The sequence below is a fragment of the Marinitoga sp. 1155 genome (genome assembly GCF_001021175.1).
In the GTDB taxonomy this organism is placed as follows: domain Bacteria; phylum Thermotogota; class Thermotogae; order Petrotogales; family Petrotogaceae; genus Marinitoga.
Genome location: NZ_AZAX01000003.1, coordinates 1 through 16,027 on the forward strand (window position 1 = coordinate 1; position 16,027 = coordinate 16,027).

The 16,027-nt window shown below is 25.6% G+C and carries 13 protein-coding genes; 3 read left to right on the top strand and 10 right to left on the bottom strand.

The window, feature by feature from the left end:
- The coding region (locus X274_RS01655; RefSeq protein WP_047265067.1) for an AAA family ATPase at window positions 1–317 on the top strand (317 nt) is incomplete at its 5' end.
- Between the two features lie 127 nt (window positions 318–444).
- Entirely contained in the window at window positions 445–1,986 is a 1,542-nt protein-coding gene (locus tag X274_RS01660) for an ATP-binding protein (protein ID WP_047265068.1), read from the top strand.
- 234 nt (window positions 1,987–2,220) lie between these two features.
- On the opposite strand, the gene X274_RS01665 is transcribed toward X274_RS01660, so the two are convergent.
- From X274_RS01665 to X274_RS01675, 3 genes are all read right to left on the bottom strand, one after another.
- Window positions 2,221–3,204: an Rpn family recombination-promoting nuclease/putative transposase gene (locus tag X274_RS01665; protein ID WP_047265069.1), complete on the bottom strand. Its 984-nt coding sequence runs from the start codon at window positions 3,202–3,204 to the stop codon at window positions 2,221–2,223.
- 173 nt (window positions 3,205–3,377) lie between these two features.
- Window positions 3,378–4,778: an amidase family protein gene (locus X274_RS01670; RefSeq protein ID WP_047265070.1), complete on the bottom strand. Its 1,401-nt coding sequence runs from the start codon at window positions 4,776–4,778 to the stop codon at window positions 3,378–3,380.
- 152 nt (window positions 4,779–4,930) lie between these two features.
- Entirely contained in the window at window positions 4,931–6,643 is a 1,713-nt protein-coding gene (locus X274_RS01675; RefSeq protein ID WP_047265071.1) for a M3 family oligoendopeptidase, read from the bottom strand.
- A gap of 245 nt (window positions 6,644–6,888) precedes the next feature.
- Between X274_RS01675 and X274_RS11400 the strand changes: the two genes are divergently transcribed.
- Complete coding sequence (locus tag X274_RS11400; RefSeq protein ID WP_052913122.1) at window positions 6,889–7,686, top strand: diguanylate cyclase domain-containing protein; 798 nt, start codon at window positions 6,889–6,891, stop codon at window positions 7,684–7,686.
- Window positions 7,687–7,790: 104 nt separating this feature from the next.
- Here X274_RS11400 and X274_RS01685 read toward each other — a convergent pair whose 3' ends face one another.
- The 7 genes from X274_RS01685 to proC all read right to left on the bottom strand — a co-directional run bounded on the left by X274_RS01685 (window position 7,791) and on the right by proC (window position 16,025).
- On the bottom strand, window positions 7,791–9,458 hold the full coding sequence (locus tag X274_RS01685) for a UvrD-helicase domain-containing protein (protein WP_047265072.1): 1,668 nt from the start codon (window positions 9,456–9,458) through the stop codon (window positions 7,791–7,793).
- Window positions 9,459–9,593: 135 nt separating this feature from the next.
- Window positions 9,594–10,790: an L-cysteine desulfidase family protein gene (locus X274_RS01690; protein WP_047265073.1), complete on the bottom strand. Its 1,197-nt coding sequence runs from the start codon at window positions 10,788–10,790 to the stop codon at window positions 9,594–9,596.
- 17 nt (window positions 10,791–10,807) lie between these two features.
- Complete coding sequence (locus tag X274_RS01695) at window positions 10,808–11,668, bottom strand: DMT family transporter (RefSeq protein WP_231580365.1); 861 nt, start codon at window positions 11,666–11,668, stop codon at window positions 10,808–10,810.
- A 110-nt stretch (window positions 11,669–11,778) separates the two neighbouring features.
- The gene (locus X274_RS01700; RefSeq protein WP_047265074.1) at window positions 11,779–12,894 is read right to left on the bottom strand and encodes an NADP-dependent isocitrate dehydrogenase; all 1,116 of its coding nucleotides are present in this window, start codon (window positions 12,892–12,894) and stop codon (window positions 11,779–11,781) included.
- Between the two features lie 34 nt (window positions 12,895–12,928).
- The gene (gene proB / locus X274_RS01705) at window positions 12,929–13,990 is read right to left on the bottom strand and encodes a glutamate 5-kinase (RefSeq protein ID WP_047265075.1); all 1,062 of its coding nucleotides are present in this window, start codon (window positions 13,988–13,990) and stop codon (window positions 12,929–12,931) included.
- A gap of 1 nt (window position 13,991) precedes the next feature.
- Complete coding sequence (locus X274_RS01710; RefSeq protein ID WP_047265076.1) at window positions 13,992–15,236, bottom strand: glutamate-5-semialdehyde dehydrogenase; 1,245 nt, start codon at window positions 15,234–15,236, stop codon at window positions 13,992–13,994.
- Window positions 15,237–15,245: 9 nt separating this feature from the next.
- The gene (gene proC / locus X274_RS01715; RefSeq protein WP_047265077.1) at window positions 15,246–16,025 is read right to left on the bottom strand and encodes a pyrroline-5-carboxylate reductase; all 780 of its coding nucleotides are present in this window, start codon (window positions 16,023–16,025) and stop codon (window positions 15,246–15,248) included.
- Window positions 16,026–16,027 lie beyond the last annotated feature (2 nt).

Here is a 16,027-nt window from a genome sequence, read left to right on the forward strand (position 1 = left end):
TGGAAGCATCAACAGGAATGAAAAGGCGATTGAATTTAGCAAGGGCATTAATAAAAGAAGCGGAAATATATTTACTGGATGAACCAACAAATGGTGTAGATATAGAAACAAAGATAAAAATATACGAAATAATGGAAGAATTATCGCAAAAAGGGGAAACGATAATCTTAGCCAGTCATGACGTAAGTGAAATAGAAAAGACAGACAGGATAATAGTGTTAAAAAAAGGAAAAGTAGTGGCAGACAAAAAAACAGAGGAAATACTCAAAAAAACAACAAAGGAAAATGAAGAAAGGTTACTGGAATTAATCAAATGAGGTAAAAGACTCAGTTGATTGTTTCAATATTTTTTCTATTCTCGTGAGAATATATAAAAACAGTTTTTTGTAGGATACATTTATGCTATAATAATACTAAGAAAAAACAAATGTGGAGATGATGAAAATGAAAAAATTACCAATAGGAGTACAGGATTATAAAGAAATAATAGAAGAAAATTATATATATGTAGATAAAACAAAATATATATTTAATTTAATAGATAGTGGAAAATTTTATTTTCTCTCAAGACCAAGGAGGTTTGGTAAAAGCTTAACAGTATCAACATTGTATTATTTATTCAAAGGAGAAAAAGAATTATTTAAAGATACATGTATATATGACAAATGGGAATTCAAGGAATATCCTGTAATAAAACTCGATATGTCAGATAATACACTAACAACATATGATGAATTTATAGATTCACTTAATGAAAGAATTGAAGAATTATATAGAGAATATGATATTTCACCAATAAAAAATAATTTACCAACAAAATTTGGACATTTAATAACAGAATTAAGTAAAAAATACAAAGAAAAAACAGTAATACTCATAGACGAATATGAATCACCAATATTAGAACATATAAATAATAAAGAAAAGGCAGAAGAATTTAGAGCATTTTTAAGAGAATTCTATAAAAAAGTAAAAACAAAAGATGAATACATAAAATTTGTATTTATAACAGGTATTACAAAATTCACAAAAACAGGTGTATTTTCAGCACTTAATAATTTAAATGATATATCGTTAAATAAAAAATATGCAACAATGTTGGGTTATACACAGGAAGAACTTGAATATTATTTTGAAGATTATATAAAAGAAACAGCAAAAGAAATAGGAATAACAGAACATCAATTATTAAAAGAAATGAAAAAATATTACAATGGTTTTTCCTTTGATGGAGAACAATTTGTATATAATCCATTCTCCATATTAAAGTTTTTTGAAGAAAAAAAATTCAGAAATTACTGGTTTGAAAGCGGCTCACCATCATTTCTATCAAAATATATAGAAGACAAAAAAGTAACCTATGAGGATTTAGTAAAAAACACAGTAAGTAGCGATGATTTTACAACAAGGGAAATAGAAGATGCAAATGCAAATATATTCTTTACACAAGCAGGATATCTAACATTTAAAGGAATAAAAAGATATGGATTAACAGAAAAATACATATTAGATTATCCAAATCTCGAAGTAAAGAACAGTTTTTCAAAATTAATATTAGAATCAAATTACAAACCAAAAGAAGAAGCATATGAAAGGGTATATGAAATATATGAAAAAATAGAAAAAAATGACATAAAAGGATTAATAGAAGAAATAAAAAAAATAATAAGTGCAATACCGTATAACTTACACAAAAAAGAAGAAAAGTATTATCATTCATTAATATTTACAATAATAGCATCAGCAGGAATAGATGTAAAAGCAGAAGAATTAACAAATTTAGGACGAAGCGATCTTGTAATAGATTTTGATGAAAGGATATATCTTTTTGAAATAAAAGTGGATAAAAGTGCAATTGATGCGATAAACCAGATAAAAGAAAAGAAATATTATGAAAAATACATTGGAAAAGAAATATATATAATAGGAATAAACATCAATTCAGAAAAAAGAAATATTGAAGATTATATTATTGAAAAAATATAACTCCAGCTTTTGCTGGAGTTTTTCCTGAGTTTGACAGTTATTTTTTTCAGAAAAAGAGATAATGCTGAAATATAGCTCTAAATAGCAATTGTTAACTTTTTATTAAAAACAAAAGTGTCACCACACCCCCTAAATTTTATATTTTTCTTTAAATTCATTATAAGATGTTATTATTTTTGGCAATTTTTTTACATTATAAGATTGTTCATAACAGTGAGTTGTGTCAATTACGATTTAGTGACTTTTAAGGATTTTTATGACCTCATTAAGTGTAATATCAAAGATATTGTTAGTTAAATCTTCAATTGTTTTTATATCCAAGTAATCAAGGTTATTTAAGTATGGAACAATATTATCTCCAAATTTTTTGAATAAAAGACTTTTTGCGATTGTTTTTTCGCCTTCGAATTTTCCTTTCTCAATTCCTTTTTCAATTCCTTTTTCAAAGCTTTCCTTTAACGATTCATCTATTGCTTTTACAAAGTTTTCAAACATTCGAAATTCCTCCTCTCCACTTTCAATGTTTATCTCTATATTTTCAATTTTATTCTTTTGACTCAATACTATTAAGAATTTGTTCAAATATTCGGTGAATTTTTTCTTTTCATTTTTTGGTAAGCCTTTAAATGCTTTTTCTATCTCTTGAAACGCTTCTTTTATATTTTTTTTATCTGTTTTATCTATGCTCAATAATAATCCTAATGCATTTTTTATATCTATTAACCTTTTTCTATCTATTTGAGATAAATCTATTAATTCATATTTAAATCTTGGCGTATATATATCAAATAATTGCCAGTTTTGTATCTTTTCCATATACCAAATTTCTGCTGTCCATTTCCTTTTACCATTATAGAATACAACTGGTATTATTGGTGGTAATTTAAATCCTTTGTTTTTCGATTTATGTCTGTTTATATAATTTCTCCATATTCTAACCATATATTCTAATATCCTGAATTGCATTAAATAATCTATTGATGATTGATGTTCAAGTAATAGAAAAAGATATAAATCATTATTATCATAATTAATTTTAAATAAAATATCAGATTCTTTATCTCCATAGTTTAAATCGGTAAATTTAGTTTTTTCAATGGTAATTTTATCAGGAGTGATATTAAATTTTTTTAATGATGGTAGAAACAAATTGATAAATTCAATAATCATATCTTTGTCTTGAAATATTTCTTTGAATAGTTGATCATATAGTCCCATATTTTTCACCTTCTGATATTTTATTTCTTTTTTATTATATCATAACTGGATTAAATAATATACAAATTAGCATTTAAATTTTCTGATATTATATCCCCTTATTTGTAAGATTTTAATAGAATATATCAAAAAAATCGTCTGTAAAAAATACAGACGATTTAAAATATTTTTATTTATAAAATTTTTTCGATTTTTGGCAATTTTCTTACATTATAAAATTGTTCATAACATTGGGCTAATGAAAATAATTTTTCTTCTTCTAATGATTTTGCTGTAAAAGTCAAGCCGAAAGGTTCTCCATTTATATATGTTGTTGGAACAGTAATTGATGGGTATCCTGCTTTTGCAGAAATACCTGCACCATAATTGGCAGGAAAAAGCAGAGCTGTTAGATTATATTCATCCATTACTTTGTCAATCCCTAATTTTCTCGAATATTTTCTATCATTTAATAAGCTTTTTAAGTATTCTTTATCATTTATATTTGTCCCATCTGATCTAATTAAAATATTTTGTCCATACTTTATTGCTTTTGGATTTTTATAATTATATTTTATAATATCATTCAGTGTTTTTACTTCTAAATCTTTATCTTTTAAATAATTATTTATTCCATGTTTAAATTCATAATAAAGTACATTGATGTTACTTATTTTGTCCAATTTCTCAAATTTTACTTTAATTATTTTCCCGCCCAATTTCTCAACTTTTTTCAACGCTTTAAAAAACGCATCTTTTTTTTCATCCTCTAACCATTTTATATGATTTTCAGAATAACCAAAAATCATCCCCTTATAATCTTTTATTTCATTATATTTTGGATTATAATCTTTTACTATATAAGTAGCAGCATCTTTTTTATCATATCTACTCAATATTTTAAATATTTCATAAGCATCTTTAACTGTTCTGGTTATTGGTCCAGCAGTATCTTGTGTATATGAAATTGGTATAATACCACTTCTGCTAATTGAACCTGTAGTTGGTTTTAGACCAACGCATGAATTTGAACTGCTTGGCGATAAAATAGAGCCAGATGTTTCAGTTCCTATAGCTGCTAAACATAAATCTGCTGCTACAGCTACTGCAGAGCCAGAACTTGATCCTCCAGTATCAAAATTACCATATGGATTTTTAGTTTGTCCTCCTAATGTTGAGTAACCGTTTTTCATCTTAAAAGAAACAAAATTGGCAAATTCAGTAAGATTGGCTTTTCCCAAAATAACGGCTCCCGCTTTTCTTAATAATTTTACTAAATATGCATCTTCTTTTGCAAAGTTTCCTTCTAATGCTTTAACTCCAGCAGTTGTTTGCATTTTATCATTTGTGTCAATATTTCCTTTAATAATTATAGGAATTCCATGTAATTTACTTCTTATTTTTCCTTTTTTTCTTTCCAAATCTAATTTTCGAGCGATAAATATAGCATCAGGATTAATTTCTAATATTGCATTTAACATATTATTATATTTTGCAATTCTTTCAAGATAAAACTCTACCAATTCTACACTACTTAATTTTTTTTCATCGAATAATTTGTTAACTTTTTCAATCGTTAAATTCATCAATTCCATAGGTATCCCCCCAAAAATACTTTTTATTTTAAGGTACTTGTTACTATTAATGAATAACCCAAAACATAAAAACTGCTAAATCCAAATATTAGTTCAGTTTTTTTCATATTTACCCCCATTTAAAACTGGGCGGTATTTACCGCCCTTATAATTTATAATGATTCAATTTCATTCATAATAAATTCTACTAATTCGGAAATATACTTTTCAGAGAAATCAAATTTTATACCAGCTATTTCATATAACTTTTTAACCGGATATTTAAAACCAGAATTTAAAAAGTTTTTATATTGTGCTATAGCTTTTTTCCCATTTTCTTTATAATTCTTATAAACTGCTATAGCTCCTAATTGTGACATAGCATATTCAATATAATAAAATGGCACTTCAAAAATATGCAATTGCCTTAACCATCTAATCCTTTTTTCTTTATCCAATCCTGACCAATCAATTCCAGGATTAAATCTATCCATTAATTCACCAAAATAATTATCTCTTTCTTCTATTGTATGATTAGGATTTGTGTATATCCAATGTTGAAATGCATCAACGATCATTACCCAGGGTAATATTTTCAATGTTCCTTCTAATTGTTCTCTTTTTGCTTTTTTTAAATCTTCAGGATTATTATAATATTCATCTAAATACTCTAAAGTTAGTAACTCCATAGACATTGAAGCTAATTCTGCAACTTCACTTGGGAAATCTTTTAATATGGAAATAGGTATATCTTTAGAATAAAAGGTATGTTGTGCGTGTCCAGATTCATGCAGTAGAGTTTTTACATTTCCATGTATTCCTACAGCATTCATAAATATAAATGCTGCTCCTGTTTCACTTAAAGGATAATTATAGCCTCCTGGTGCTTTGCCTTTTCTATTAATTAAATCTAAAAAACCAGAATTTTTCATTTTCTCTAGATTCTTTGCAAAATCAATATCTACTCTTTTTAAAACTTTTATAGCTTTTTCTACAAACTCTTCTTCTGTTTTAAACGGTTTTAATATTTTTCCGTCAACATCAACTTCAGTATCCCATGGTCTTAAAGTTTCCACATTTAATTTTTTTCTTCTTTCTTCATTTAATTTTGTTAATGCTGGAACAACAGTTTTTTCAACAGAGTTATGAAATTCAAATAAATCTTTAGGTGTAAAATCAAACCTTCTTTTTGCATCATGCATATAATCTCTAAAATTTTCATATCCAGCATTTTTTGCTATTTGAATTCTAATATTCTTTAATTCATCAAAGAGGTTTTCTAATTCTTCATGATGTTCTAATATTGCATTATTTACTAAATTCCAAGCATTTTCTCTAATTTTCCTATCGGGATTTTTTAAATATATTCCCATTTGAGATAAAGTTTTTTCTTCACCATCAAATTTTACAGTTATTTTAGATATTATTTCGCCATATTTAGAAGATAATTTCTGTTCTTTTACTTTTAATGGTAAATTTTCTTTTCTAAAAATTTCAATGTCTCTAGATATTAATTTATTCATATGTATATAGCTCTCGTCTTTTAATTCATTTCTATAGGGTGATTCATAAAATTTCTTTTTTAATAAGAAATCATATTCACTTGCAGGAGATATTATATTAGCATAAAACTCATTAAATGCTTTTGAATTTTCTTCTTTTGTATCACATGTCATTCTAATATATCTCCATGCCATTTCTTCAGAGAGTATAGCGTCAAATTCAGACCACTTTTCTAAAAATTTTAGTAAATCATTAACTGAATTTATTTTTTCATCTAATAAACTTTCTAATTCATTTTTCACATCGTCCCAACTGTTCAAATTAATTTCTTTGTTATAAAATTTTCTTGGTTTCTTTTCAATTTTTTCATTTGTAATTATCATCTTTTTTCCTCCTTTTTTCATTTTGTTAGTTATACTAATTATATCATACTTTTATAAAAATTTATATTATTTTTTTTTTGTTTAAATATTTTTGATTTTATAAAAAATTTTTGAGCTATCGCTCTCCTTTTCCTTTAGATTTTTTATACCTAAAAAATCTAAGCGTAAATTTGTAGAAAAAAAATCATGTATTTTTATTTTATTTATTATATAATTTTATTGTGGTGCCACAAAGGAGGGGGATTATGGAAAATTATATATTAAAAAGTATTAATTCCGCATTAGAATTTATAGAAGAAAATATATCAAATGATTTTTCTTTAGAAGATATTGCTGAATATTCGAATTTTTCATTATCTTACCTATATAAATTGTTTAATTTAATTGTTGGTATGAGCATTAAAGAATATATCAGAAAAAGAAGGCTTTCAAAGTCTGTATATGATTTGTTTAATTCTAATATGAATATTTTAGAAATTGCTATCAAATATCAATATAATACCTATGAATCATATTCAAGAGCATTCAAAAAAGAATTCGGATTATGTCCTAGTGAAGTTAGAAAGAAAAGAATAAATGTACCGTTATTTAAACCTATAACTTTAAATGGAGGGGATATTATTATGGAAAATAGAAACTATTTATTGCTTATTGATATTGATAAATTTGCGGATATTAATAAAACATACGGAAGAAAATTTGGTGATTTAGTTCTATTACAGATACCTAAAAGAATAAAAGAAGTTTTAAATAATGGAAACATTGAGTATGAAAATAAAAAAGCTGAAAACATTGAGAGATTAGGCGGAGATGAATTCGTGATTGTATTGAAAAATACCGATGAAAAAAATGCAAAAGATATTTCTAAAAAAATTTTAGAAAATATTAAAAAAACATTTGTTTATGAAAATAAAAATATTCAGGTAACTGCGAGTATAGGAATCACTGAATATGTTTTATTAAATAAAGATACTTATGATGATGCGTATAAAGCTATGATTAATGCAAAAAAAGAAGGCAGAAACACTTTTAAATTAATATAGTTCTTTAGTATAATGCAAACCATGTAATAGAATAAATATAATTGGTATGGAATTTCCATACCAATTATTAATTATATTGATAGTAATTTCAAAATATTTTTTAATTATAATTTTTCTTTTGATTTTATTTGGAAAATTTTATTGTTAGATTTGATAATAACATCTTTTTTCGCTCTGGTTATTGCAACATAAAAAAGATTGATTTCATCAATAATGTATTGATGTTTAAATTTTATATTTTCTCCAACTATTATTTTTTCAATATATTCTTTATAATTAGTTTTAAATTCTTCAATTGTCTTATATTTTTCTTTTTTTAATAAATCTATTATATCTGGAAAATCATGACAAACAATAACTTTATCCCATTCTAATCCTTTACTTGTATGCGCCGTGGTAAGAAAAATTTTACTTTTACTATTTTTTGATTTATTTTCTGCTATGTCTAAAAGTGAAAATATTTCTTCATTATATTCTTCTGCTATGTTTATTGCTGAAATTAATTCATAATCTTCAAAATCTTCTGCATATTCTCTTAAATCATTTAATGATTTGAATTTTAAAAACCATTTTTCTGTTATTTTTTCTTTATAAGTTTGATTTCTTAAGTATTTTATATAATAATATACATTCAAAGAGAGATAAAATATTTCTTTAGGAGACCGAATAAGTTTTATTTCATGATTTTTGAATTTATCTATGAGCTTAATAAGAGTGGCATTTGTTCTTGTTACAAAAGCTATATTTTTTATATTTGTATCGTTTAAATAATTGAAAGAAATTATCTCATTTTCTTCACCTTTGAATTTTTTTAGTATTATATTTGCTTTCTCAGCAATATTATTATTAAATCTAAAGCTTTGGGTTAAGTATAGAATTTCTGAATTTAGATCATTTCTAATTTTATACATTGCATTGGTTGATCCTCTGAATGTATATATTTGTTGATGTGGATCACCAACTATTATTTTTTTTCCTTTTAATTTTTTAAAAATATCTAAAACAACTTCATTTGTATCTTGTGCTTCATCAAGAAGCACATAATCAAAATTTATTTTTTCCAAATATTTTTCAATATTTAACTGAAAATATTTTAAATATACATTATGCGTCATTTCAAGCTCGCCATTAATATACATATACCATATTTTTTCAATTTTATCTTTTAAATATTTTTTATGTTCGTTTATGATTCTAAGTCTTGGATTGTTTTCTATAATTTTTTCAATAGTATTATTGGAAATTTCTTTTATATCACTATTACAAAAATCATTAAATGCTATTCGAAGTAAATCTGCAATATATATATCAATTCCGAGTATAGAAGATATTTCAGATGTATTTAATTCTTTTCCAATTTTTTTAATTTTCAAATCTTTTTTTACAAAATAATACGCAAAACCATGTGTTGTTAAAACTTTAATATTTTTTATACCAGCTTTTTTTATTTTATATTCAATCTCATTTTTTATTGATCTATTAAAAGCAAGATATAGAAATTTCTTATTGCTTAAATTATAGGCAATGTTTAATAATGTGGTTGATTTTCCTGTCCCTGCAAAAGCATTTATTATTAAATTATTTACTTTCGCCTTTTTTATTATATTTATCTGTTCTTCTGTTAATTTATAATTCTTTTTATTTTCATAATTTGTGTTTTTAAAATCTGTGTTATTTATAATTTTTAAATATTCACTGTATATATTGTCTTTTTTGTTATTTTTATAAAAATCCCATCCGCAATTTGAACATTTTTTTATATCATCTTTCATTATCTTATTACATTTCGGACATTTTTTGAACAAAAAAAATGAATCACAATACGGACAAATTTTTACATCACTTTCAACAATTTCTTCACACGAAATACAGATTTTTGTATATTTTATAATACTTCACTCCATTCTTTAACATTTGCCAATAAACTCTAACACATCCTCATCAAAATTTTTTATTGATAATGTTAATTTTCCTATTCTTTTTATTGTTTCTTCAACATTTCCAGCAGCTATTCCATTACCACAGGGAATATTCATATTTTCCAATGCCAATTTTGCACTTTGGAGAGCTACGAAAGTGCCTGTTCCCGCTTTCAAGGCACATCCTCTTTTTGCGCCATCACATGTTAATCCAAACAGCGTCGATAAAACGTTGTTTACTGCATTTTTTATTTGCGTTTTTGTTCCACCTTTTAAATAAACTATCCCACCAGCAACTCCAGCTGATGCAACAGATCCTGCACCACAAATAGGTGTTAACACCCCTGTATAAGATTTTATATATATAGTAATTAACATACTGAGTAATAAAGCCTTTTTCATTTTTTCATCATCATATTTTTCACCTATTTTTATTATAGGTAGTGTGCTGGATAATCCCTGATTTCCACTTCCAGCAACAGTCATTACAGGCATTAATTCTCCACTCATCCTCGCATCGACTGCCGCTTGTACTATATTCACAGGTTCATAATCCAACACATGTCCAAAATTATTTTGTGTCTTTAACCCTTTTTCTGCAATTGCTGTATTCATATCTATAGCTTTTTCAATTAAATCAATTACTTCATTATCTGCAATTTCTACATATTCTATTAACTTATCAAAGTTAAAATCTTTTATTTTTTCCAATAATGCTCCACTTTGTTCAAATGGTTTATCTAATATAGGTGTTCCATTTTCTTCAATATGGACTATATTATCATGTTTTCCTTCAATTATTACTTGAACTATGTTTTCACTTTCTATTATACAATTAACCTTTAAACCATTATAATCTTTATTTACATCAATTTTTATCTTGCTCAATATTTTATGTGAATTATCAATACATTTTTGTTCTACATTCTTCAAAACTTCCAATCCCAATTCAGCTTCGCCACATGTATAAGCAAGTGCTGCTGCTATTTCTAATCCTATAAAAGGTGTCCCTGGAATATTTACTTCTAAACCATTTTTATAAGTATTTTTATCCAATAATATTTTTATTTTTTTTAATTTTCCTTTTAAATATTTTTTTGCCGTTGCAACTGCTAATGCAACTGCTATTGGTTCTGTACAACCATATGCAGGTTTAACTTGATCAAAAATTATTTTTTTTAACATTAATATCCCCCCTACACTTAGTAATTTTGTGATTCAATATTTGATATATCAATAATTGGAGCTAATCCAACCATTAAAAAACCTATTATTTTTAATACATTAAATGCTTCATTTAAAAACATCGCTGATAATACTGACGCAAATATTAGTTCTAAAGGCATTATTAAAGATAGAGTATGTGATTGTAATTTTTTTAATGATAAATAATTTAAAGTTAGTGGAACAAATGTTGCTAATACTGCTAATATAAAACCAGATAACATAAATTTACTATTTAATGTATATATTTCATTATTTAATAATACTAATACAAAATAATAAATAAATGTTCCAGAAAAAGTATAAAATGCACTTTCAAAAGGATTTGTATTTTTTTCTTTTAATTTATCACTTGCAGCCACAACAAACAATGCATTTACAAATGAACTGAATAATATTATTAATGTGCCAAATACTATGCTATTATTTCCAGAAAAAGCTCTTTCGCCCAAATTGGAAATCAAAACTCCAACAAAGGAAATTGCGACTGCAGAAATATTTACAATATTGAGTTTTCTTTTTGTAATTTTTGTTTGTAGTAATGATACAAAAATTGGATTTGTAAAATATATTACTGTCGCATAAGCTGGATTCAAATATTGAAGACCTACAAAAAAGGCATATGCTGCTATTCCGTAATTCATTATGCCCAACATTGAAAAATAGATAAATTTTTTGAAATGAAATTTATATCCTGCTAATACAAATATCATTCCTGCTATTAAAAAAGAAAAAAAGAATCTCAAAAATAATATTTGAGATACACTTGCTCCTATATTAAATGAATATTTACCAAGAACAGATGTTACTGATGAGGAAAAAGCCGATAGTATTGCCATTAAATAATGCAGAAAAATCACCTCTTGTATTATTATACTAATATTATATATTTTTTTTATTTATATTTCAAGAAAAAAAGAGGTGGGATAATCCCCCTCTTTAACTTTAATCAAAAATATTCTATTATTTTTTCTGCAAATTTATTCGCTGAAAGAACTTTTTTATCGTCTTTTACAATATCAGGTGTTCCAAATCCTTCTAATATTGTTTTTTCAAGAGATTTTCTTATTAATTCTGCCACCTGTGTAAAATTTATATATTCGAACATCATAGCGCCAGATAATATCAGAGATGTGGGGTTTGCCATTTCAGGATTCTTTATTCCTGGAGCAGTACCATGTGTCGGTTCAAATAAAGCTATATCATCTCCTATATTAGATCCTGGAACAATTCCTATCCCTCCCACCTGAGCTGCTGCTGCATCTGATAAATAATCTCCATTTAAATTTGGAGTTATTAATATATCAAAATTTTCTGGATTTAATAATAATTGTTGAAACATATTATCTGCTATAATGTCGTTTATCTCTATTTGATGTTTTTCTAATTCTAAACTATAATCTTTTGAAACTTCATAACACCAGTTTCTAAAAGCTCCTTCTGTATATTTCATTATATTCCCTTTATGCACTATGGTTATCTTTTTTCTATTATATTTTATAGCATATTCTATTGCTTTTTTCATTAATCTTTTCGTCTTAAATTCACTAATAGGTTTAATACCTATTGCTGTTTTATTCAGAGATATATTAAAATTACTTTTTAAAAAATTTATTATTTTATTTGATTCTTCAGAATTTTCTTTCCATTCTATTCCTGCATATACATCTTCTGTATTTTCTCTAAATATTATAATATCAACCTTTTCCGGATTTTTTACAGGAGCATCTATTCCTTTTATATATTTTACAGGTCTTATACATGCATATAAATCCAACTTTTGTCTTAATGCCACATTTAAGCTTCTATATCCACTACCAACTGGTGTTTCTAATGGACCTTTTATACCAATTTTATATTTTTTTAAAAGTTTTAAAGTTTCAAGTGGTAGAATATCCCCATATTTTTCAAATGCTTTTTTTCCAGCATATATTTCCTTCCAGATTATTCTTTTTTTATCTTTGTATATACGATTTACAGCTGCATTCCATACTTTCATAGCAGCATCCATTACGTAAGGACCTATTCCATCTCCTTTTATATATAAAATAATTTTATTTTCCATTTTCTCAACTCCCTATATATAATAAAAAATTTTATTATTTATCCAAAAAATGATTGATTAGAACAAGATTATCTGCATGTATAAATTCTTTATAATCGAAATTTTTTAAGATTTCTTCACTTTTTTTCCCTTTTATAATTTCAGTTTCATCTTTAGAATAATTGGTTAATCCTTTTGCTATTAATTTTGAATTATAATATACATCTACTGCATCGCCTTTTATAAATTCTCCTTCTATTTTATTTATTCCTATTGGCAATAAACTTTTTCTTTTTAATATTGCTTTATTAGCACCCTCATTAATATAAATCTTACCCTTACTATCGCTTAAATAAGCTATCCATGCTTTTTTATTTTTCATTTTTTTATCAGGTAAAAAAATTGTTCCTGGATTTTTATTTTCTATAAATTCATTAATATTTTTCAGATTATTTCCATTACAAATACACGCTTTGATACCAGATGCTGATGCCATTTTCCCTGCAAAAATCTTTGAATCTATTCCACCTGTTCCTAAAGTAGTCTTTTTCAAATTCATTATTTTTTTGTTTTCTTCATACTCTTTTATAATAAAACCTGTTTCATCATATATTCCATCAACTGAAGTTAAAATTATTAAACCATCTGCTCCCCACCCAATTGCAAAGTAGGCTGAAAGTAAATCATTATCTCCAAATTTTATTTCTTCTATTGATATTGTGTCATTTTCATTTATAATAGGAATTATTTTTAACTGGTTCAAACCTATAAGTGTATTTTTAAGATTTAAAAATCTTTGTCTATTGGAAAAATCATCTCTGGTAAGTAAAATTTGGGCAACCTTTTTATCATAAAAATCAAATGCCTGTTCATATATCTTCATTAATTGTACTTGTCCAATTGCGCATAAAGCCTGTTTTTGTGATAATCCTTTTAATGGATGGAAATTAAGATATTTTAGTCCTGCTGCATTGGCACCAGAGGAAACAATTACAACTTTTTTTCCACTATCTACAAGATTTGAAATAATTGAACTTAACTTTATAATAAAATTTTTATTTATCTGATTATCTTTTATAAGTAAATTACTACCTATTTTTATAACAATTTTGTCCATATTATTCCCTCACATTATAATTTCCAAATATTATATATTTATAAGTAGTTAACTCTTTTAAACCAACAGGCCCTCTTGCATGCATTTTTTGAGTGCTTATCCCCATTTCTGCTCCCATTCCAAATTCTCCTCCATCTGTAAACCGCGTAGAGGCGTTTACATAAACAGCTGCAGAATCTATTTGCTCTACAAATTTCATAGCATTAAAGTAATTTTCTGTCAATATTGATTCTGAATGTCCTGTGGAATATTTTTTTATATGTTCAATTGCTTCATTAAAATTTTCTACTATTTTTATTGACAATATTAAATCAAGATATTCTGTAGCCCAATCTTCTTCTGTTGCATTTTTAACATTTATAATATCAACAGTTTTTTCGCAACCCCTAATTTCAACGCTTTTTCTTTCTAAAACATTTTTTAACTCTGGTAATATTTTTTTAGAAATATTTTTATGTATCAATACCGTTTCAACAGTATTACATGTCCCAGGTCTTTGTGTTTTGGCATTATCAATGATTTTTATGGATCTCTCTATATTGGCAGATTCATCTACATATATATGACATATTCCAACACCAGTTTCTAAAACAGGAACTGTGGAGTTTTTTACAACAAAATCAATTAAACCTTTTCCACCACGCGGAATGATTAAATCTATATATTCATTTAATTTAAGCATTTCATCGACAAGTCTTCTATCTGTATTTTCTATTATTTCTATAGCTGACTCCGGGAGATTGGATTTTTTTAGTCCCTCTTTTATTGCTTTTACTATAGCTTTATTCGAATTTATTGCATCTGATCCACCCCTTAATAATACTGTGTTACCTGACTTTAATGCCAATATTGTAGCTTCCAGTGTAACATTTGGTCTTGATTCATAAATTATTCCAACAACACCTATTGGTACTCTAACCTTGCTTATTCTTAGACCATCTTCCCTTAAAAATGAATCATAAATTTCTCCAACAGGATCTTTTAAGTTAACAACTGTTTTACATGCTTCAATCATCCCATTTATTCTTTTTTCGTTTAATTCCAATCTATCAATTAATGCTTTTTTTAAACCTTTTTCTTCAGCAAGTTTTACATCCTTTTTATTTTCTTTTAATATGAATTCACTGTTTTTTTCTATTTCTTCTGAAATTTTCAATATTGCATGATTTTTTTCTTTTGTAGTTAGTGTTTTTAATATGTCAGTTGCTTTTTTTATTTTTTTTGCTTTACTTATTAATTCACTCATATTATCACCTCACAAACTTTTGCTTTTCAAATATGATTCGTATATAGACTTCATAATTGCACCTTTAACACCTTTTTGCTCTAATTCATATAATCCTTTTATTGTTACACCACCTGGCGAAGAAACTTTATATTTTAATTCTGCTAATTCAATGTTTTCTTTTTCCAAAAATTTTATAGATCCTTCAAATGTTTTTAAAACTATTTCTTTAGCTGTCTCCGCATGTAAGCCAATATTTATAGCCCCTTCTATAAAACTTTCAAGTATAAAAGAAACAAATGCCGGACCACTACTATTTAAAATAGTAAACGCATCAAATTTTTCTTCTTCTAATTCTATTACTTTTCCAAGTGGTTTCATTAAATCTATAATATCCTTTTTTATATTTTTATCAATAGTTTCATTGAAAGCGACAGCTGTAACTCCTTTGCCAATTTTAGAAATTATAGTCGGCATAATTCTTATTACATTATTTTTATGAGTTTTTTCTATAACTTCTTCTAATTCTTTTCCTGCCGCTGTACTTATAATATAATTTTCTTTTTCCTCAAGTTCAGATAATTCTTTAAACACTTTATCAATATGTTGTGGCTTTACAGCAACAAATATAAACTTTGATTTCTCATATACCTCTTCTATTGATTTACAAATATTTACATTCTCAAGCTTTTCATACTTTTTTAATTTTGATCTTGTTCTATTTATTATATTAAATTCATATTCCTTATTATATAATGCTTCTAAAATCATACTTCCTATATTTCCAACACCAATAATTCCAACATTCATAA

Coding starts and splice junctions, on each gene's coding strand:
- proB (WP_047265075.1), bottom strand. CDS start 13,990: ATGGACAAAATTGTTATAAAAATAGGTAGTAATTTACTTATAAAAGAT.
- X274_RS01685 (WP_047265072.1), bottom strand. CDS start 9,458: ATGAAAGATGATATAAAAAAATGTTCAAATTGCGGATGGGATTTTTAT.
- X274_RS01670 (WP_047265070.1), bottom strand. CDS start 4,778: ATGGAATTGATGAATTTAACGATTGAAAAAGTTAACAAATTATTCGAT.
- X274_RS11400 (WP_052913122.1), top strand. CDS start 6,889: ATGGAAAATTATATATTAAAAAGTATTAATTCCGCATTAGAATTTATA.
- X274_RS01665 (WP_047265069.1), bottom strand. CDS start 3,204: ATGGGACTATATGATCAACTATTCAAAGAAATATTTCAAGACAAAGAT.
- X274_RS01695 (WP_231580365.1), bottom strand. CDS start 11,668: ATGGCAATACTATCGGCTTTTTCCTCATCAGTAACATCTGTTCTTGGT.
- X274_RS01675 (WP_047265071.1), bottom strand. CDS start 6,643: ATGATAATTACAAATGAAAAAATTGAAAAGAAACCAAGAAAATTTTAT.
- X274_RS01690 (WP_047265073.1), bottom strand. CDS start 10,790: ATGTTAAAAAAAATAATTTTTGATCAAGTTAAACCTGCATATGGTTGT.
- X274_RS01700 (WP_047265074.1), bottom strand. CDS start 12,894: ATGGAAAATAAAATTATTTTATATATAAAAGGAGATGGAATAGGTCCT.
- X274_RS01660 (WP_047265068.1), top strand. CDS start 445: ATGAAAAAATTACCAATAGGAGTACAGGATTATAAAGAAATAATAGAA.
- X274_RS01710 (WP_047265076.1), bottom strand. CDS start 15,236: ATGAGTGAATTAATAAGTAAAGCAAAAAAAATAAAAAAAGCAACTGAC.
- proC (WP_047265077.1), bottom strand. CDS start 16,025: ATGAATGTTGGAATTATTGGTGTTGGAAATATAGGAAGTATGATTTTA.